This window comes from Roseateles sp. GW821-FHT09G03 (assembly GCF_059416045.1).
Map to the genome: position 1 here is coordinate 194254 of NZ_JBWKOK010000002.1, position 18751 is coordinate 213004.

At 69.5% G+C, this 18751-nt stretch carries 15 protein-coding genes; 7 read left to right on the plus strand and 8 right to left on the minus strand.

Features of this window, described 5'->3' with window-relative positions:
• Positions 1 to 98: 98 nt before the first annotated feature.
• Together AC07OZ_RS08105 and AC07OZ_RS08110 are read left to right on the plus strand one after the other, a co-directional pair.
• Positions 99 to 1559, plus strand: coding sequence for an ATP-binding protein (locus tag AC07OZ_RS08105; protein WP_495466655.1), 1461 nt, complete (start codon positions 99 to 101; stop codon positions 1557 to 1559).
• A gap of 199 nt (positions 1560 to 1758) precedes the next feature.
• Positions 1759 to 2406, plus strand: a complete 648-nt coding sequence (locus AC07OZ_RS08110; protein ID WP_495466656.1) for an MBL fold metallo-hydrolase — start codon at positions 1759 to 1761, stop codon at positions 2404 to 2406.
• Between the two features lie 45 nt (positions 2407 to 2451).
• Here AC07OZ_RS08110 and AC07OZ_RS08115 read toward each other — a convergent pair whose 3' ends face one another.
• Both AC07OZ_RS08115 and AC07OZ_RS08120 read right to left on the minus strand, forming a co-directional pair.
• A complete protein-coding gene (locus AC07OZ_RS08115; protein ID WP_495466657.1) occupies positions 2452 to 4053 on the minus strand; it encodes a hybrid sensor histidine kinase/response regulator in 1602 nt (533 codons plus the stop codon).
• Between the two features lie 172 nt (positions 4054 to 4225).
• Positions 4226 to 5188, minus strand: a complete 963-nt coding sequence (locus tag AC07OZ_RS08120; RefSeq protein ID WP_495466658.1) for a M48 family metallopeptidase — start codon at positions 5186 to 5188, stop codon at positions 4226 to 4228.
• A gap of 35 nt (positions 5189 to 5223) precedes the next feature.
• On the opposite strand from AC07OZ_RS08120, the gene AC07OZ_RS08125 reads away from it, so the two are divergent.
• The gene (locus tag AC07OZ_RS08125) at positions 5224 to 5751 is read left to right on the plus strand and encodes a flavin reductase family protein (protein ID WP_331614856.1); all 528 of its coding nucleotides are present in this window, start codon (positions 5224 to 5226) and stop codon (positions 5749 to 5751) included.
• A gap of 43 nt (positions 5752 to 5794) precedes the next feature.
• Here the strand turns inward: AC07OZ_RS08125 and AC07OZ_RS08130 are convergent, their stop codons facing one another.
• The 4 genes from AC07OZ_RS08130 to AC07OZ_RS08145 all read right to left on the minus strand — a co-directional run bounded on the left by AC07OZ_RS08130 (position 5795) and on the right by AC07OZ_RS08145 (position 9734).
• On the minus strand, positions 5795 to 7288 hold the full coding sequence (locus AC07OZ_RS08130) for a hypothetical protein (protein ID WP_495466659.1): 1494 nt from the start codon (positions 7286 to 7288) through the stop codon (positions 5795 to 5797).
• Complete coding sequence (locus AC07OZ_RS08135; protein WP_495466660.1) at positions 7285 to 8247, minus strand: ABC transporter ATP-binding protein; 963 nt, start codon at positions 8245 to 8247, stop codon at positions 7285 to 7287. Before AC07OZ_RS08135 ends, AC07OZ_RS08130 begins: the two co-directional genes overlap by 4 nt.
• Positions 8244 to 8645: a GntR family transcriptional regulator gene (locus AC07OZ_RS08140; protein ID WP_088408574.1), complete on the minus strand. Its 402-nt coding sequence runs from the start codon at positions 8643 to 8645 to the stop codon at positions 8244 to 8246. The genes AC07OZ_RS08135 and AC07OZ_RS08140 overlap by 4 nt, the downstream gene beginning before the upstream one ends.
• A gap of 171 nt (positions 8646 to 8816) precedes the next feature.
• Positions 8817 to 9734: a LysR family transcriptional regulator gene (locus tag AC07OZ_RS08145; RefSeq protein ID WP_495466661.1), complete on the minus strand. Its 918-nt coding sequence runs from the start codon at positions 9732 to 9734 to the stop codon at positions 8817 to 8819.
• Between the two features lie 170 nt (positions 9735 to 9904).
• On the opposite strand from AC07OZ_RS08145, the gene AC07OZ_RS08150 reads away from it, so the two are divergent.
• From AC07OZ_RS08150 to AC07OZ_RS08165, 4 genes are all read left to right on the plus strand, one after another.
• The gene (locus AC07OZ_RS08150; RefSeq protein WP_495466662.1) at positions 9905 to 10687 is read left to right on the plus strand and encodes an SDR family oxidoreductase; all 783 of its coding nucleotides are present in this window, start codon (positions 9905 to 9907) and stop codon (positions 10685 to 10687) included.
• Between the two features lie 101 nt (positions 10688 to 10788).
• Positions 10789 to 11724: an SDR family NAD(P)-dependent oxidoreductase gene (locus tag AC07OZ_RS08155; protein WP_495466663.1), complete on the plus strand. Its 936-nt coding sequence runs from the start codon at positions 10789 to 10791 to the stop codon at positions 11722 to 11724.
• Between the two features lie 156 nt (positions 11725 to 11880).
• Positions 11881 to 13584 carry an Hsp70 family protein gene (locus AC07OZ_RS08160; protein ID WP_495466664.1) on the plus strand — a complete coding sequence of 568 codons (1704 nt, stop codon included), beginning with the start codon at positions 11881 to 11883 and terminating at the stop codon, positions 13582 to 13584.
• 14 nt (positions 13585 to 13598) lie between these two features.
• Positions 13599 to 15503: a hypothetical protein gene (locus AC07OZ_RS08165; RefSeq protein WP_495466665.1), complete on the plus strand. Its 1905-nt coding sequence runs from the start codon at positions 13599 to 13601 to the stop codon at positions 15501 to 15503.
• A gap of 39 nt (positions 15504 to 15542) precedes the next feature.
• On the opposite strand, the gene AC07OZ_RS08170 is transcribed toward AC07OZ_RS08165, so the two are convergent.
• Complete coding sequence (locus AC07OZ_RS08170; RefSeq protein WP_495466666.1) at positions 15543 to 16388, minus strand: DUF1444 domain-containing protein; 846 nt, start codon at positions 16386 to 16388, stop codon at positions 15543 to 15545.
• A 166-nt stretch (positions 16389 to 16554) separates the two neighbouring features.
• On the minus strand, positions 16555 to 18747 hold the full coding sequence (locus tag AC07OZ_RS08175) for a phosphocholine-specific phospholipase C (protein ID WP_495466667.1): 2193 nt from the start codon (positions 18745 to 18747) through the stop codon (positions 16555 to 16557).
• Positions 18748 to 18751 lie beyond the last annotated feature (4 nt).

An 18751-nucleotide genomic window follows, 5' to 3' on the forward strand; every position in this document is an offset into this window, starting at 1 on the left:
GACGCCACTTCGTCGGGGTAAAGTTCTCGACCCATCCCGAACTTTCACGAGTCGTCCGGCCAGTCTGGCTGCGCAGACCACACCCGCGACGCCTTCGCATGAACCACCCTGCCCGTGAGATTGCGCTGATCGATCAGCTGCGAGGTGAGCCTGCCGAGGCCTCCTGGTTGGAGTTCAAGGAAAACAACACCGACCCTGAGATGATCGGGAAGCGCTGCTCGGCGCTTTCGAATGCGGCCCGCAGCGAGGGTCGCGACATGGCCTTCATGGCGTGGGGAATCGCTGATGAAACCCATGAGGTGACGGGAACCGACTTCAACCCGGACACCAAAAAGGCAGCTGGGAATCAGATACTGCCCATCTGGCTTGCAGCCGCCTTGTCGCCCAGCATAGCCTTCAGGTTCAGCGTGGTCGCGCATCCGCAGGGCCGCGTCGTTCTTCTGGAAATCCCGGCCGCAACGGGAGCCCCCGTAGCCTTCAACGGCACGCCGTACATCCGAATCGGCAGCGCGACGCCGAAGTTGACCGAGTACCCGGAGCGGTATCAGCGGCTGGTCGAGCGCCTGATGCCATATCGTTGGGAGCAAGGAATAGCCCGGCAGTTCCTGACGCGGGACGAGGTGCTGAAGCTGCTCGACTTCACGCAGTACTTCCGTCTGACGGGGCAGGTCTTGCCTGAGAGTCACGCGACCATCATCGACAAGCTGGAGGCTGATCGGCTTGTGGCCCGGGACGTGGGCGCGCACTGGAACGTGACCAACCTGGGAGCGGTGCTGTTCGCCCACAATCTTGCCGACTTCGACGCTGGCATCTCGCGCAAGGCGGTTCGCTTCGTCGCCTATGCCGGCAAGAACCGCGCAGCGACGGTGACTCACCGACTGGATGCTCAGCAGGGCTATGCGATCGGCTTCGAGGGAATCGTGAACTATGTGAACGATCTGCAGCCGAAGAACGAGCACATCGGGGCGGCATTGCGCGAGGCGCATCCGCTATTTCCTGTCTTGGCAATTCGGGAGCTCGTCGCGAACGCGCTGATCCATCAGGACATGACAATTACAGGTGCCGGGCCGCAAATCGAGCTGTTCCTCGACCGCCTGGAGATCAGCAACCCTGGGGCGCCGCTGATGAAGCCCGAGCGGATGATCGACTTGCCGCCGAGGTCTCGCAATGAAGCGCTTGCGTCGCTGATGCGGCGGATGAAGATGTGCGAGGAACAGGGGAGCGGCCTGGACAAGGTGGTGGAGGCCTGCGAAGTCCATGAGCTTCCGCCACCACTTTTCCGGGAAGAAGAAAACTCCTTCCAGGCGGTCCTCTATGGCCCGCGCAGCTTCGCTCAGATGAGTTCAGATGAACGCATCAGGGCGTGCTACTTCCACGCCGTGCTCAAGTTCCTGAGCGGTGACAAGATGAAGAACGCTTCCTTGTGTCAGCGCTTGGGAATCGCTCCGAAGAACGCTGCGCAGGCCACCGCGGTGATCAACAAGACTCTGGATGCGAAGCTGATTCGTATTGCGGACCCTGATCATCCTCGTGCCGGCTACGTTCCTCACTGGGCGTAGATTTTCTTGATCCAGTTTTGATTCAACGTCGGGCACAGCAAATCCGTTGCCAAGTTGGCCAATAAGAATCAACAACTTACGCTCGTCCAAGCAAGTCTTCGTTCTTGATCCACTTTTTGTTCTTCGTCCTTTGACACCTTACTGAAGGTGTTGCACTTCAGAGTTGAGGTCGCCCTCATTCCAAACTCCGCCGTACCCCATGCCTCTCCGCGACCAGACCGTCCCCGTCACCCCCTTCCGCCAGAACTGCTCCATCGTCTGGTGCGACGTCACGCGTGAAGCCGCGATCGTCGATCCGGGCGGCGAGATCCCCCGCCTGCTCGCCGAGGTCGAGCGCCTGGGCCTGACGCTGAAGGCGATCTGGCTGACCCATGCCCACATCGACCACGCCGGCGGCACGGGCGAGCTCGCGCGTCTGCGCAGCCTGCCCATCATCGGACCGCACCAGGGCGACCAGTTCTGGATCGCCGGACTGCCGCAGCAGTCCGCGATGTTCGGCTTTCCGCCGGCCGAGATGTTCACGCCTACGCGCTGGCTCGAGGACGGCGACACCGTCCAGATCGGCCACGAAACCCTGACCGTGCGCCACTGCCCCGGCCACACGCCAGGCCATGTCGTCTTCCACTCCGCGAGCGCGAAGCGCTGCTTCGTCGGCGACGTGCTCTTCGCCGGCAGCATCGGCCGCACCGACTTCCCCGGCGGCGACCACGCCACGCTGATCCGCTCGATCAACGAGCGCCTCTGGCCGATGGGCGATGACACCGTCTTCGTCCCCGGCCACGGACCCGAGAGCAGCTTCGGCGAGGAGCGGCGCACCAATCCTTTCGTCGGCGCGCGCTGGGGCTGAGGCTTCGCCGTCTCCCGACAGCGTCGCAACGCTCTCAAGCCGCATTCAGAGCGGCGACAAGCCCGTGTCCAGGAACCTCGACTCCGGAAAGCCCCGCAGCGCCAGCGCGGCCAGCTCCACCAGCTCCTCGAAGCTGCGCTCCTTCTGCAGCACCGCCACGCCCCCCATGCGGTCGGCCGCATCGGTCAGCTCGTCGCCGATGTAGCCGGTCGTGACGATCACCGGCACCGTCGGCAATGTCGCGCGCACCGCCACCGCCAGCTCCAGGCCGTTCATGCCCGGCATGTTGAAGTCGGTGATCAGCAGCTGCACCGGCACGCGGCCGCTCTCGATGTCCGCGAGGCATTCGCTCGGCTCGGCGTAGGTGCGGACGTCGTAGCCCGCCTTCTTCAGCAACGCCTCCACCATCATCAGCACGATGGGATCGTCGTCGACGTAGAGGACGTGCTCACCCACGCCGGGGTCGGCCACCCTCGCCAGCGCCGCCGTGTCCAGCGGCGCCGCCTCGCTGCCCACGACCGGCAGGTAGACCGAGAAGATGGTCCCCATCCCCGGCTTCGACTGCACGTCGATCGCGCCGCCGTGCGCATGCACGATGCCGTGCACGATGTGCAGGCCCAGGCCCGTGCCCTGGCCCCGCGGCTTGGTCGTGAAGAAGGGCTCGAACAGCCGCTTCGCCACGTCCTCCTCCATGCCGTGGCCGTCGTCGCGCACGCTGAGCTCCGCGTAATGCGTCGGCGCCACGCGGCCGATCGCGAAGGCATGCGGGACATCGAAATGCACCGCGCGCAGGCCGACGTGCAGTTGCCCGTGTCCGCCCGGCATCGCCTGCCACGCGTTCGTGCACAGGTTCAGCACGACCTGCTGGACCTCCGCCGGATCGACCGTCGCGACGCAGTCGTCGCCGTGCAGGTCCACCGTCAGCCGCACCGACGCCGGCAGCGTCGAGCGCAACAGCCCGATGCTGTCCTCGACCAGCGGGCGCAGCCGGTGCTTGGACAACTCATGCCCGCTGCCCCGCGCGTAGGCCAGGATGCGCTGCACGATCTCGCGCGCGCGGTCGCCGGCCCGCTTGATCTGCTGCATGTGCCCGCGCAGCGGCGACGCCGGGGGCAGCTCGTCGAGCATCATCCCCGCGTGTCCAAGGATAGCCGCCAGGATGTTGTTGAAGTCGTGCGCCACGCCGCCGGCCAGCGTGCCCAGCGATTCCATCCGCTGGATGCGCATCAGCTTTTCCTCGAAGTCGACACGCGTCAGCTCGTCGGACTTGCGCATCGTGATGTCGATGAACAGCACCACCAGGCCGTGCTCGCAGGGAAAGGCGCGGCACTCGAACCACTTGCTCAGGCGGGCATTGAATTCCTCGTAGATGTGCGCGGCGCGCGTCTGCATCGCGGAGCGAGCCTCGACGTCGAAACGCGCCCCCATCGCGCCGGCCAGGCAGGTCCAGTAATTCCTGCCGATGAGCGCCTCGCGCTGCCGGCCGCTCGCGCGCTCGAAGGCGACGTTGACGAATTCGATGGTCCAGTCGTGCTCCAGCAGGATGACGGCGTCGGTGACGTAGTCGAGCGCGGCCCCGACGTGCGCGACGCCTTCCTCGGGTGCGGGGGATGCACCCGGCCCGTGCGATGGCTCCTGACCCGACATGTGGACCCTCAGGTGACGAGGTGCCAGTGTGGCCCTCGTGGGCGGCCACGGCAATCGCTGTGCCAGCACCTAACCGTAGGGAAGCACGATGGCATCGGCCTTTCGAGCCATCAAGCCTCGAAAGAGGCAGCGTGTCTCCCCGTGCTTGCCCGAGGTCCCTGGCCGGTGTCCGTCAGGACTTTGCCGCCGGCGCGGGCGGCTGGAAGCGCTGATCGGGTTTGGGCGCCCGGGCGTAGAGGCCCTGGACGCGCGGCAGCGTGCGCTCGATGTCGCGGATCCGCGTCGGGCCCGACGGGTGCGTGGACAGGAACTGCGGCGGCGCGCCCTTGCTGGCCTGTCCCATCTTTTCCCACAGCGTGATGCCGGCATGCGGGTTGTAGCCGGCGCGCGCGGCGAGCTCCATGCCGACCAGGTCGGCCTCGCTCTCGTCCTCGCGGCTGAAGGTCAGGGACAGCAGCTGACCGCCCATGTTGGCCACGCCACGGCCGAAGTCGCCCAGGCCGAAGATCGCCGCGCCCAGCTGGATCGCGCCGCTGGTCGCCATGTTCTTGCCCATGCGCTCGCGGGCGTGTTCCCGCAGCGCGTGGGCCATCTCGTGGCCCATGATCATCGCGACCTCGTCGTCGCTCAGCTGCAGTTGCTGGAGGATCCCGTAGTAGAAGGCGATCTTGCCGCCCGGCATGCAGAAGGCGTTGAGCTCCTTGCCGCCGATCAGGTTCACCTCCCAGCGCCACTGCTGCGCGCGCGTGTTCCATGCCGCGGCGAACGGGATGATCCGCTGCGCGATCGCCCGCAGGCGGATCAGTTGCGCGTTGTTGGGCGGCGCCAGCGCGTTCTGCGATTTCGCCTGCCGCATCATCTGCACGTACTGCTGCTGCGCGGCGGCCTCGATCTGTTCAGCCGACACCAGCTTCGTGAAGCGGCTCTGCTTGCCGACCTCGACGCCGTCCTGGGCCCAGGCCGGCGACAGCGCCAGCGCGCCGCCGGCCGCGATCAGGCCGGTGAACAGGCGCCGAGCGGGCTGGCGCGGCGCACCGTCGGCGCCGCAGCGGCGGCAATCGCAGCGACCGAAGCCGTAGGCGGGGGCCGACGGCAGGTGAACGTCGGCATCGGGAGAGAAGTCAGCATCAACCATGGCGGGATTCTAGGCAGGCGACAATCCCGGTCATCATGTCCCAGTCGCCACTGATCACGCCGTCTCCGACCTGTGCCACTTCGCCGCTAGACCCGCAGGAATTCCGCGCGGCGCTGGGCATGTTCGCCACCGGCGTCACCATCGTGACGGCGCGCGCGGAGGACGGCACCCTGGTCGGCCTGACGGCCAACTCGTTCAACTCAGTGTCGCTGTCCCCGCCGCTGGTGCTGTGGAGCCTGGCGCGCCGGGCCGGATCGATGCCGGTGTTCAGCCGCGGCTCGCACTACGCGATCAACATCCTGGCCGCGGATCAGAAGGAACTGGCGCAGCGTTTCGCCACGCGCGACATCGACCGCTTCGCCGGCGTGCGCTTCCGCGAGGGTTGCGGTGGCGCGCCGGTGCTGGAGGGCTGCGCCGCCGTCTTCGAATGCGCGAACAGAAGCCAGTACGAGGAAGGCGACCACGTCATCTTCGTCGGCGAAGTCGAGGCCTGCACGCGCGCCGAGCAGGCGCAGCCGCTGATCTTCCACGGCGGGCGGTACTACACCGAGCTGCCGATCTGAGCGGCCGACCTGGGCGGTCGCCCCGAGCGGCGGTCCTGGCCGCTCAGTCCTCTGCGTGCCGGCCCACCGGCCAGAACGGCGCCATGCGCCGCACTGCGCGCCAGCGCCACACGGCCAGCACGGCGGCCAGCGGCGCCGTCACCGCCACGACATGCCAAGGCATGATCTGGAAGAACCGGTTCGCGCCGATGCTCAGTCCGGCCACCAGCATCCCTCCGAGCATGAGCATCACGGCCTGGGTCGCTCCCGGCTGACGCTTCCGCGACCAGTCCTGCCACAGCAGCAGCCCCGCCGGCAGCGCGATGGCGGCGAAATGCAGGCCCATCAGCGGCTGATCGCGCGGCCACTCGCCGGGCACGAGCGACACCATCAGCGTCAACACCGCCGCCCCGAAGCCCAGCACCAGCAGGAACTGCGTCAGCATCCGGCGCGCGAGCACGCGGTTCATCGCCTCGCCCCGCGGCATGCCCGGCACGAGCGTCAGCAAGGACTGCTCGGTCCGGGTCCGTCTCAGCATCGCGGCGATGCTGAGCAGCGGCCCGAACAGCGCGCACATCACGCCGAACGAGGTCCCCGGCAGCGCCCCCTGCAGCACCGTCGCCGCGCGCGGAGCGGGCAGCCAGTACAGCACCGCGAGCTCCGCGGCCAGCAGCGCCAGGAAGATGACGGCGGCCACGCCCACGGTCGCCGACCAGTGCAGGTTCCGCAGGGTGGCGATCTCGGCACGCGCCGCCACGCTGTCGGCGGTCGGGGTGGCGGTGCGGATCAGGTGGCGGGTCCAGGTCGGCAGTCCCCAGGTGAACGGCTTGCCGAGGAGGCGCAGCACCGGGTGGACAGGCGGCCGCGCCGTGCGCGTCGCGCAGGTCGCCTTCATCGACATCAGGTCATTGAAGACCCTGGCCGACTGCCAGGAGCGCAAGTGCCCGGGGCCGCCGTCCTGGAACAGGTGCCAGAGGACCACGCTCAGCGCGAGCATCGCCAGCGCCGCCTGCGTCACGGGCTGCTGCTCGTGCCAGCCGCGCAGCAGGGCCGCGGCCTCGCGCCAGACGACGGTGTCCTTGAGCAGCGCGCTCGGGATCCACGGAAAGACCCAGAACACGAACCAGGTGATCGGCCAGCGCAGCGCCATCGAGAAGCTGACGAGCACGGCTCCCGCCAGCATCGTGAACAGCAGGAAGTGGCCGAACACGGCATGCAGCAGCAGCCCGGTCCCGATCGCGATCAGGAGGAACAGCGCGACCCCGACCTCGCGCAGCAGGCGCAGATGGCCGGGCACCAGGCGCGCGGTGATCGGGTGGTTCTGCATGCTCATTGCGCTGGCACACAGCCACCACACGAACTGCAGCCCGATCGCGGCCATGATGCAGAACGCGACGCCCGCTGCGGACGCGGACTTCATCGAGGTCAGGCCCGTGATCCCGGCCATCGGCAGCAGCGCCCACCACAGCCGGCGCAAAGGCCGCGCCGTCGCGCGCAGCACCGCGAGGTGCCCGCCGACGCCGGGCAGCGGGCGCGCCGCGTTCATTGCCGCGTTCACTGCGTCAGCTCCAGGAAGAGGTCTTCGAGGCTGAGCGCTTCGCAACGGAGCGCGGCGTCGCTCTGCGGGAGATTGCCCTCGGGGAAACGCACCAGCCAGCGCGGGTGCTCGCCGAGGTCACGTCGACTCAAGACCTGACCCCCGTGCACGTCGACGGCCGTCTGCAATCGCCCCAACGGCCCGGCCAGCAGCCGGACCTCTTCCGCGAGGGCGTCCTGCGGCGCGTGAAGCGCGATGCGGCCGCGGCTCAGGAAGGCGACGTTGAAGGCCACGCGTTCCAGGTCCGACAGGATGTGCGTCGAGAACAGCACCGTCGTGCCGCGGTCCAGCACCTGGTCGACGAGCTCGCGCAGGAAGTCGCGGCGGCCGGCGGCGTCGAGGCTGGCGACGGGCTCGTCGAGCACCAGCAGATCGGGCTCGTGTGCCAGCGCCCGGATGATCGAGAGCCGCTGCTGCTGCCCCTGCGACAGCTGAGCGATGCGACGATCACGCGGGATCTCCCAACGCGACATCAGGCCGTCGACCTTCGCGTCGTTCCAGCGCGGATAGAAGCTGCGGAAGTAGCGCAGCAGATCGCCGGCCTGGAAGTCCTCGAACAGCGCCGACTGCTGCGGCACATAGCCCAGCCGCGCACGCAACGCGTCGTCCGGCGTCAACGCGGGCTGACCGAAGAGACGCACCTCACCGGCCTGCGGTTCGCGCAGGCCCAGCAGCGTCTCCAGCAACGTGGTCTTGCCGGCGCCGTTGCGGCCCAGCAGCCCGACCACCTGCCGCGGCGCCAACGTCCAGTCCAGACCGGCGAGAACGCCCGGCTGACCCTTGAAGTCGACCCGCAGGCCGCTCGCGCTCACCGGCGGCGCGGCGAGCGCGTCATCGGCCAGCGCCCGGCTCTGCGCGGGGCTGATCGTCATCGTGTGATCCAGTGTCTCGTGCAGTGTCTGCTTCAGCGTGTGAGTCATCGCGTCTCTCCCTGGTCCTCGAGCAGCGCCTTGAACAGCGCCAGCACCTGATCCGGCGGCAGCTCCAGCTGGCGCGCCTCCGCGGCGGCCTTCTCCAGCGCCGGGCGCAGCAGCTCCACGCGGCCGCGCGTCTTCATCGCCTTCTGATGCTGCGCCGCCACCACCATCGGCAGACCGCGGCGGCGCTCCACCAGGCCCTCGGCCTCCATCAGCCCGAAGGCCTTGGAGACCGTCATCGGATTCACCGCCAGCGCCTGCGCCAGTTCACGCACGGAAGGGATCTCCTGCCCCGCCACCAGCTGCCCGCTGGCCACGCGGCGGCGCAGCTGCTCCACCAGTTGGCGGTAGATCGGCTCGGGGGAGCCCGGGTTGATGCTGAAGAGGAGGTCGGCGTCCATCGGCGGGGTGCGAGTGCCGACGGTGTTGTCAGCGTGTATCGGTACAGTAATACACAAGGAAGTGGGACGTCAACCCCGCATGCGACAGATGGACTTGGCTCGGGACAGACGATCGGGCGCAGGAGTTGATCGGGACAGACGAAGAGAGGGGGGGGGAATCGAGCGATCGCTTCAGGCTGCTGCCGACGGCACCGGAAACTTCTCCGCATACAACTGCGCCAGCCAGTCCACGAACACCCGCACACGCGGCGACAGCTGCCGATGCTGCGGATAGAGCGCCGACAGCGTCATCGCCGGACTCTCCCAGTCCGACAGCACTTCGACGAGCCTGCCGTCGGCCAGCTCCTGCTCGAGGTGGAAGCGCGGCACCTGGATCAGGCCGCAGCCGCGCAGCGCGCAGGCAAGGTAGTTCTGCGCATCGTTGACCGAGATCCAGCCCGGCAGCGGATAGCGCCGCAGCTGGCCGTCCACCGTGAGTTCGAGCGGATAGTCCGCCCCGCCGCCGCTGGCGAAGAAGCGCACCGTCTGGTGCCATGGCAGATCGTCGGGATGCCGCGGCGTGCCGGCGCGGGCGAGGTACTCGGGACTCGCGCAGATGATCTGCGGCATCGACGCCAGCTTGCGCGCGACCAGCGTCGAGTCGCGCGGCGTGCCCGCCCGCAGCACGCAGTCGACACCCTCGCGCACAAGGTCCACCAGGCGGTCGCCGCCGCTGACCACCAGCTCGATCTGCGGGAAGCGGGCACGAAACTCGTCGATGCGCGGCAGCACGATGTGGGACGCGTGCACGCCGTGCATGTCCACGCGCAGCACGCCGCGCGGATTCGACGCCACCTGCTTCAGCGAGGCCTCGGCATCGTCGAGCTCATTGAGCACGAGGACGCAGCGCTCGTAGTACGCCTGGCCGTCGAGCGTCGGCCGCACGTCGCGCGTGGTGCGGTCCAGCAGCCGCGTGCCCAGCCGCGCCTCCAGCGCCTTGATGGCGTGCGTGGCCGTCGCCCGGGGGATGTCCAGGTGAGCGGCCGCCTGCGTGAAGCTGCGCAGCTCCACGATCCGGGTGAACAGCTGAAGGGTCTCGAATCGGTCCATTCCAGCATCCTCGCAGGCATTTGTTGAGTCAGGTTGAACTGACTAGCCAATTTTCACTCCTTTTTCCGGATCTGATCAACAACCAGAATTCGTTCCATCGCAACCCGGAAGCCCTCCTCCCGCCTCCTCTCCCCCTTCTCAGGCGCTTCCCTCAACCCTTGGAGCGAACCATGACTGCCACTTCCGCCTCGACCCCGATCTCGACCTCCATCACCACCGACCGCGGCCTGCGCACCGCCCTCGTCACCGGCGCCTCGCGCGGCATCGGCCAAGCCATCGCCAGGCGGCTGGCCGCCGACGGCTACTCGGTCGTCGTCAACTACGCCGGCAATGCCGCCGCGGCGCAGGACACCGTCGCCGCCATCGAAGCCGCCGGCGGTCGCGCCACCGCCGTCCAGGCCGACGTGTCCGACGCCGGGCAGGTGGCCGCGCTGTTCGACGAAACGCTGCGCCGTTACGGCCGCCTCGACGCGGTCGTGCACAGCGCCGGCGTGATGCCGATGGGCGCGATCAAGCCGTCCAGCCTGGAGACCTTCGACCAGGTGATCGACACCAACCTGCGCGGCGCCTTCCTGGTGCTGTCGCACGCCGCGGAGAAGGTCGCCGCCGGCGGCCGCATCGTGGCGCTGTCGACCAGCGTGATCGCCAAGTCCTTCCCGAACTACGGCCCGTACATCGCCTCCAAGGCCGGCGTCGAAGGCCTGGTCCACGTGCTGGCCAACGAGCTGCGCGGCCGCTCGATCACCGTCAATGCGGTGGCCCCCGGACCGGTCGGCACCGAGCTGTTCTTCAAGGGCAAGTCGCAGGAGCAGATCGACAGCGCCGCCAAGGTCGCCCCGCTGGAACGCCTGGGCACGCCCGAGGACATCGCCAACGCCGTGTCCTTCCTCGTCGGCAAGGACGGCGGCTGGATCAACAGCCAGGTCCTGCGCGCCAACGGCGGCTTCGCCTGAACGAACGCCCCCTTTTGAGGGCCCCTCGGGGGCCCATCGCCCCCATCAATGACTGACCCCTTCGAGTCCCGGTTCAGTCCCCCCCTTTTAGGAGCACTGCCATGAACACGTCGACGCCTTCTTCCTCTTCCCAGGTCATCCTCGTCACCGGCGCCTCGAGCGGCTTCGGCGCCATGAGCGCCCGCGCGCTGGCCGACGCCGGCCACATCGTCTACGCCAGCATGCGCGCCACGCAGAGTCGCAATGCGTCGCAGGTCACGGCCGTCGACGCCTACGCCCGCGAGCACGGCGTGAAGCTCCATGCGCTGGAACTCGACGTCCAGTCGCAGGACTCGGCCGACGCCGCCATCGCCCGCATCGTTGCCGAGCAGGGCCGGCTCGACGTCGTCATGCACAACGCCGGCCACATGGCCTTCGGCCCGGCGGAAGCCTTCCTGCCGGAACAGTACGCGCAGCTCTACGACGTCAACGTGATCGGCGCGCAGCGGGTCAACCGCGCGGCGCTGCCGCAGTTGCGCAAGCAGGGCCGCGGCCTGCTGCTGTGGATCGGCAGCAGCAGCACGCGCGGCGGCACGCCGCCCTACCTGGCGCCCTACTTCGCGGCCAAGGCGGCGATGGACGCGGTCGCCGTCAGTTACGCGGGGGAACTGGCGCGCTGGGGCATCGAGACAGCGATCGTGGTCCCGGGCGCCTTCACCAAGGGCACCAACCACTTCGTGCATTCGGGCTCGCCGGGCGATGTCGAACGCGTCGCGGCCTACGACCAGGGCCCGACGCAAGGCCTGGCCCAGGAGATCATGACCAACCTGGCCGCCGCGGAGCCGGCGGACGCGGATCCGACCGAGGTGGCACGGGCCGTCGTGGACGTCGTCGGCGCGCCCTTCGGCCAGCGTCCGTTCCGGGTCCACATCGATCCGTCGGAGGACGGCAGCAACGTCGTCAGCGCGGTCGCCGACCGCATCCGCAGCGAGTTCCTGCGCCGCGTCCAACTCGGCGACCTGTTGACGGTGCGCAACGCCGGCGCCACCGCGGTGTGACAGGTCGCCGGATTCGCCACGGATGGCCTCCCCCGTGAGGGGGCCTCCGGGCGGACGAGGGGTCCGCGGCGGCAGGGCACTGATATCCTGCCGCCGCCTCGCGCTCAGGCGCGCCCGCGGCCCCACGCCGCGCAACACCCGACCCCTCCGCCTCCCATGATCGTCGGCATCGACCTCGGCACGACCAACAGCCTCATCGCCGTCTTCCGCGACGGCCGCCCGCAACTGATCCCCAACGCGCTGGGCGACTTCGCGACGCCGTCGGCCGTGGCGATCGACGACGCCGGCAAGCTGATCACCGGCTTGGCCGCCCGCGAGCGCGCCGCCACCGATCCGGCCCGCACCGCGCAGGCTTTCAAGCGGCTGATGGGCACGGACCGCACGGTGCGGCTCGGCGACCGGCAACTGCGCGCCGAGGAGCTGTCCGCGCTGGTGCTGCAGTCGCTGAAGGCCGATGCCGAGGCCTTCCTGGGCGAGGCGGTCACCGAAGCCGTCATCACCGTCCCCGCCTACTTCAACGAAGCCCAGCGCCGCGCCACGCGCGCCGCAGGCGAACTGGCCGGGCTCAAGGTCGAGCGGCTGCTCAACGAGCCCACCGCCGCCGGCCTGGCCTACGGCCTGCAGGACCGCCCCGACAACAGCACCTTCCTGGTCTTCGACCTGGGCGGCGGCACCTTCGACGTGTCGGTGCTGGAGTACTTCGACGGCGTCGTCGAGGTGCGCGCCAGCGCCGGCGACACGCGCCTGGGCGGCGAGGACTTCGCGCACGCCGTGGGCAAGCTGTTCATCGAACGCTGCGGCGCGCTGTCGCTCGCCGAGCGCGAACGGCTGCAGAAGGACCCCGCGCTGTGGTGGCGCGCCGCGGAGCAGGCCAAGCGCGACCTCAGCGAGCGCGAGAGCGCCGTCATGGGCCTGATGCTGGACGGCCGCCGCGCCGAACTGGAGATCAGCCGCGCCGACTTCGAGACCGCCACCGCCGAACTGCTGCAACGCCTGCGCCGTCCGATCGAGCGCGCGCTGCAGGACGCGCAGCTGTCGCCGTCGGCGCTGAACGAGGTGGTGCTGGTCGGCGGCGCGACGCGCATGCCGATGATCCGCCAGATGATCACGCGGCTCTTCCAGCGCCTGCCGCTGCGCACCATCGATCCCGACCAGGCCATCGCGCAGGGCGCGGCCGTGCAGGCCGGCCTGAAGGCGCGCGACGCGGCGCTGGACGAGGTCGTGCTGACCGACGTGATGCCGTTCTCGCTGGGCGTGATCACGTCGCAGCGCGTCGGCCAGCAGCGGGTCGACGACCGCTTCAGCCCCATCATCGAACGCAACACACCGGTGCCGGTGTCGCGGATGCAGCGCTACTTCAGCGTGCACGACCAGCAGAAGGTCGTGGAGCTGGACATCCGCCAGGGCGAGTCGCCGATCGGCAGCGAGAACCTGCATCTGGGCAAGCTGGAGATCGCGCTGACGCCGGCCCCGGCCGGCGAGGCCTCGATCGAGGTGCGCTTCACCTACGACGCCAACGGCCTGCTGGAAGCGGACGTGCGCGACGTGCTGGGCGGCCAGACCGCGAGCACGCTGATCCGCAACACCGCGACCGAGATGAGCGAGGCGCAGATGACCGAGGCGCTCAAGCAACTGCGCGCGCTCAAGCGCCATCCGCGCGACGAGGAAGAGAACCGCTATCTGGTCGAGCGCGCCAAGCGGCTCTACGAAGACCGGCTCGGCGAGCAGCGCGAGGCGATCCAGGCGTGGCTGGGCCAGTTCGAGCAGGCGCTCGACACGCAGGACCCGCGCGTCATCCGCCAGGCGCGCCAGCAGATGCGCGAGGCGCTGGACAGCATCGACGGCGGTTTCCGCTTCTGACGGAGCACGAGGTGATGGAAGACTGGCACGAGGCCTGGCGCCAGGATTGCGAGACGGTCGGGCTCGCGACGCCGAGCACCGATCCCGGCGAGATCAAGCGCGCCTACGCGAAGACGCTGCGCAAGACACGACCCGACGACGACGCGCAGGCCTACCAGGCGCTGCGCGAGGCGTATGACCGGGTCGTCGGGCATGCGCGGTGGCATCAGCAGGCCGTGGCGCGCGCCGAGGCCGAAGCCGCGGCTCATCCCCCCGCCGCAGCCGAGGTCAGCGAACTCACCGACGTAAGCGACGCTTCGAAGGTCTCCGGAGCCACGGCGACGCCCGAGGTCGACTGGGCCGCGGAAGTCACCGACACCCTGACGGCGGCCGTCGCGACCTCGACGACCGCTGCGACCGATGAACCGGCCGCGAAGCCTGCGACCCCGCCCGACCAGGAGGCCGCAGCGCGCGAGGCGGCTCTCGCGAAGTTGCCGCCGCTGCCGCTGCCACGCGACGACGACGTGCTGGACCGCGACAGACCGCTCCACCACGCGGATCCGGCGCCTGTGGCCCCGACGCTGCCGGCGTGGCGGGCTCCCGAGCTGATCTGCGAGGAACTGGTGCAGCTGCGCCGCCAGGGCCAGCCGCGCCTGGCCGCCGCCGTCCCGGCGCTGCGCGAGGAACTGCTCGCGATGCCGCTGGAGGTGCGCGACCACGCCTCGATCTGCTTCGCGCACCTGATCCTCGACACCCACGCCGAGCTGCCGGTGGCGATGATCGACCTGCTGCGCGACCACTTCGCCTGGGAGCAGGACTTCCGCACCGAGCGCCGCCTCGGCCCCGAACGCATGGCCGGGTTGATGGAGCTGCTCCGCGAGTTCCCACGCCCGGTGACCGATCCCGACGTGCTGCGCGAGTTCGGCCCGACGGCCGCTGTCGCGCGACTGGCCGGCTCGATGCGCGACCGGGACCGCTCGATCGCCTCGCTGGCCGCGGCGATGATGGGCTACGCCTTCCACCTGCACCTGCATCACGCCGGCGGCTTCCTGCTGCGCCGGCTTGGCGCCGACCGCAGCGACCAGCAGGCCGCGCTCACGCTGATCAAGCGCGTGCAGGGCTGGCACTTCCTGCTCCTGCTGATCCTGCTCTTCGGCCTGCACCTCGCGATCGGCCACGACTGGCCGCGCGCGGTGAGCCACGCGATGGTCCTGGGCATCTCGGTGCCGCTGGGCATCGTCGTCTTCGACACGCTGATGGGCTCGCTGCGCGAAGGGCGGAAGCGGGTCGCCGAGTCGCCGTTCGGGCGTCTGCGCGTCCCGGGTCTGCCCCACCTCTGGTCCTGGATCGGCGTGGGATTGCTGGCGGCGAGCGGGGTGGCCGGCTACGTCGACGGTCTGTTCCCCATGACCGACACACTGCACGCCTGGCTGGTGCCGCTGGCCATCCTGGCCGCCCTGTTCGGCGTGATGCTGGCGATGCCGGACGACCTCGCCACCGGCATGACGCAGACCGGGCTCTACCTCTATCTGCTGACGCTGCCGGGCGCGGTCGCGCCGCTGCCGGCGGGCCTGCTCGCGGCGTGGGTCCTGGCCGGTCCGATGGTGCTGCGCGCGGGGCTCTACACGCCGAATCCGGTCTGGCGTCTGCAGCCGGGGCGGCCGCACGGCGGCTGGCCGGCGATCGCCGCGCTGATGACGATCGGCTTGCCGGTGCTGACGAGCTGGCTGTCCGGCAACGCAGGACTGCGCATGACGCTGGGCGCCCTGCTGCTCGCGAGCGTGCTGCCACCGCTGCTGCCCGCGGACAGTACGCCCGCGTTGCTCGCGCTCGCGGCCGTCGGCGCGTTGTGGCTCAGCGGTGGATGGCTGCTCGCGCTGCAGCGCGTCGGCTGGTTCCTGGGCCGGCGGCTGGTCCGTCCTCACATGAATCGGGCCTGAGGGTCAACGCGGACGTCGAGGACGCCGCCGCCGCGCCGCTCACTGGACCGGCACCCACCCCGACGGCGACCACCGCAGCAGCACGTCCGTCAGCGGATTGGGCGACTTGCCCATCAGCTCGCGCACCTGCGCGCGCAGCGCATCGAGCGTGGACGCGTCGTCGTCGCTGACGTAGAGCACCGTGTCGTTGGCCGGCGCGGCGACGATCAGCTTGCCCTTCTGCGCGTCCGCCAGCGGCTTCCAGTCGTCGATGAAGACCAGCCGGCTCGGCTGGAGCACCGGACCGTCGAGCTTGCCCACCTCGCCCGCAGGCACCGGCTTGGCGTGCTGCAGCACCTGCGGCATCGCGTCGTAGGTGTTCTTGCGCGCGGTCTCGCGCACCTGGTCGACCGACAGGTTCAGCGTCTTGTAGTCCTTCTCGCTGATCAGCCGCGACGCGCGCGGCGTGTCGAAGACCGGCACCGTCACCAGCGGACCGATGAAGGGCCGGGGGCGGAAGGTCGTGGCGTCGCCGCCGACCTCGCGCTGTGCCTGCTGCACCGACGCGGCCGTGCGCACCGCCAGCCGGAGCGACTCGCGCGTCGCGGGGATCGTGGTGGCGCGGAACTGCTGCGTCGTCGTCTTCACGAACACGTTCACGTCGTCGGCGCAATTGCCACGGTTGGTCTGGCAGCCCGCATAGAGCTTGTCGAGCCGCGTGCGCTGGTCCGCGACGCCCAGCGTCAGCGGCTCGCGGACGACGACGGTGCCGTCGCCCAGCTGCTGACGCAGTTGCGAAGCAACGTACTCGGTGAAGCCGATGGCGTCTTGAGGCACGCCTGCGGACTGTGCGAACGCGCCGCTTGCTGCACCGCAGAACGCGGCAGTGGCCGCGATGGCAGCCACGGTGGATCGGAGAACGGATCGTGGTTGTCGTTGAAGACGAAGACGCATGGCGGACATGAGGACCTCCGTGTTTTCATGGGGAGGTCCGGGTTGGGCAAGGAACGCTCCCGCGTCCTGCCCAACCCTGCGGCGGGGCTGGCGCCCCGCTTCACTGCTCAGCGCGCCTTCACGCGCCCTGCACGCGGTACTGGTCGGCCTTCGCCACGCCTTCCATCGCCGGATCGCTGACCGACGGCGCGCCGGTCTCGATGTGTCCGGCGAAGCGGCGCAGGAAGTCGGCCTGGCCGTTCACCCGCACCGACACGTCGTACCAATGCGCCGCGACCGCGACACCGACGCGCACCTCGCTGCTGCTGCGCGCCGGCACGTTCACCGTGCGCGGCGCGGCGACCTGGTACTTGTTGTGCGCGACGGTGAAGGTCGCCGCGACCGGGCCGGTGTTCACCAGCGTCAGCACCAACTCGCCGCTGGCCGGCGCGGACTTCGCGATGACGTCCGGGTTGGGTTGACCCGCCGCCGCCGCGCGCCGCGCATTGCCGGCGAGGTGGCGGTGGAAGCCGTTGGGGCCGAGCACCCACAGGTCGTACGCGCCGGCGCTCTGCGGCGCGAAGCTGCCGGTGAGCTGCTTGCCCGCTTCGACCGTGTAGCGGCGCGGCACCTCGCTGAGACGCGTGCGGTCGTAGACGTGGAAGACGGCGGCGGCGCTGCCCGTGTTCTGGAACGTGACCGCGATGGACGTCGCGTTCGGACCTGCGCCGGGCGTCAGCGCGCTGGTGGCCTGCAGGTCATACGGCAGCGCACGCGCCGGACGCACGCCGGCGGCCTGCGACGGCAGTTGCAGCGAGCCGGGGACGGGCGGCGTGGTCGTGCCGGGCAGCGCCCGCGCCTTGTTGGCGAGCGCGACAGTGTCGGGCAGCTTCGAGAAGAACTCGCTGTCCTCCGGGTCGGCGAAGTTGAAGCACGAGGTCAGGTCGCCCGCGACCGCACGGCGCCACGCGCCGATGTTGGTCTCCTTCACGCCGAAGCGCGCTTCGATGAAACGCAGCACGGACGTGTGGTCCGAGGTCTGCGAGTTCACCCAGCCGCCCTTGCTCCACGGCGACACGATGTAGAGCGGCACGCGCGGACCCATGCCGTACGGACGGTGCAGGTAGGTGGCCGACGCGCCGTTGAGGATCTCGCAGTACTCGCCGGTCGTGTCGACCGTCGACGCGCCGGCGAGCACGGCCTGCGCGGGGTTCGCGTTCCAAGTGACGTACGACGGCGCGGCCGGCGGCGGCACGTGGTCGAAGAAGCCGTCGTTCTCGTCGAAGTTGATGAACAGGACGGTCTTGGCCCACACGTCCGGATTCGAGGTCAGCGTGTCCAGCACCTTGGCGGTGTAGTCGGCGCCCTGCGCGGGGCTGGACGGGCCGGGATGCTCGGAGCCCTCCGCGGTCGCGACGACCCACGACACCTGCGGCAGGCGGTTGTTGATCACGTCGTCGCGCAGCAGGTCGAGGTCGCGCGTCGAGATGCCGCGGTCCTTCAGCACCTGCGAGAAGCCCGGCCGGTTGTACCAGCCGTCGCGGAACACCTTGAACCCGGCCAGCGAGTTGTCGGTGAAGTTGTCGTCCATGTTCTGGTAGACCTGCCAGCTGATGCCGGCGGACTGCAGGCGCTCGGGGTAGGTGGTCCAGGTGTAGTCGTCGAGCGGGTTCGGGTTGAACCAGTCGTGGCTGTTGTCGGTGGACGGGCCGTTGCCCAGGCGCAGCGGGTCGTTGGTGCCGGTCCAGATGAACAGGCGGTTGGTGTTGGTGCCGGTCTGCGTCGCGCAGTGGTACGCGTCGCACAGCGTGAAGGCGTTGGCCAGGGCGAACTGGAAGGGCAGCTCCTGCTCCTTGAAGTGGCCCATCGAATGGTTCTGCTTGGCCTTGGGCCAGTTGTTCATGCGGCCGTTGTCCCACGCGGCCTGCGCGTCGGTCCACGAGTGCGGCGTGCCGCTGACGCGCATGAAGGCGAAGTTCTGCGCGGTGTTCAGGTGGAAGGGCGCGATCGCGCCGGGCGCGGCGTTGTTGACGGTGGGCTGGATCCAGACCGAGCGGCCTTTCACGTTGGCCGAGTCGGCGACCGGCGCCGGGAACGGATCGCCGAAGCCGCGCACGCCGTTCAGCGTGCCGAAGTAGTGGTCGAAGGAGCGGTTCTCCTGGGTCAGGATGACGATGTGCTCGACGTCCTGGATCGTGCCGGTGCGCACGGCCGCCTTGATGGACAGCGCGCGGGCGATGGCCGGCGGGAAGCTGGTCATCGCGGCGGTGGCGCCGGCGGCGCCGGCGACGGCACGGAGGAACTGGCGGCGGGGCGGTTGCTGCTGCGTCATGGCG

Excerpts from the sequence above, each read along its gene's own strand:
- AC07OZ_RS08135 (WP_495466660.1), bottom strand. The coding sequence starts at position 8,247 with ATGACTCACACGCTGAAGCAGACACTGCACGAGACACTGGATCACACG.
- AC07OZ_RS08105 (WP_495466655.1), top strand. The coding sequence starts at position 99 with ATGAACCACCCTGCCCGTGAGATTGCGCTGATCGATCAGCTGCGAGGT.
- AC07OZ_RS08165 (WP_495466665.1), top strand. The coding sequence starts at position 13,599 with ATGGAAGACTGGCACGAGGCCTGGCGCCAGGATTGCGAGACGGTCGGG.
- AC07OZ_RS08110 (WP_495466656.1), top strand. The coding sequence starts at position 1,759 with ATGCCTCTCCGCGACCAGACCGTCCCCGTCACCCCCTTCCGCCAGAAC.
- AC07OZ_RS08145 (WP_495466661.1), bottom strand. The coding sequence starts at position 9,734 with ATGGACCGATTCGAGACCCTTCAGCTGTTCACCCGGATCGTGGAGCTG.
- AC07OZ_RS08150 (WP_495466662.1), top strand. The coding sequence starts at position 9,905 with ATGACTGCCACTTCCGCCTCGACCCCGATCTCGACCTCCATCACCACC.
- AC07OZ_RS08140 (WP_088408574.1), bottom strand. The coding sequence starts at position 8,645 with ATGGACGCCGACCTCCTCTTCAGCATCAACCCGGGCTCCCCCGAGCCG.
- AC07OZ_RS08125 (WP_331614856.1), top strand. The coding sequence starts at position 5,224 with ATGTCCCAGTCGCCACTGATCACGCCGTCTCCGACCTGTGCCACTTCG.
- AC07OZ_RS08160 (WP_495466664.1), top strand. The coding sequence starts at position 11,881 with ATGATCGTCGGCATCGACCTCGGCACGACCAACAGCCTCATCGCCGTC.
- AC07OZ_RS08115 (WP_495466657.1), bottom strand. The coding sequence starts at position 4,053 with ATGTCGGGTCAGGAGCCATCGCACGGGCCGGGTGCATCCCCCGCACCC.
- AC07OZ_RS08155 (WP_495466663.1), top strand. The coding sequence starts at position 10,789 with ATGAACACGTCGACGCCTTCTTCCTCTTCCCAGGTCATCCTCGTCACC.
- AC07OZ_RS08120 (WP_495466658.1), bottom strand. The coding sequence starts at position 5,188 with ATGGTTGATGCTGACTTCTCTCCCGATGCCGACGTTCACCTGCCGTCG.
- AC07OZ_RS08175 (WP_495466667.1), bottom strand. The coding sequence starts at position 18,747 with ATGACGCAGCAGCAACCGCCCCGCCGCCAGTTCCTCCGTGCCGTCGCC.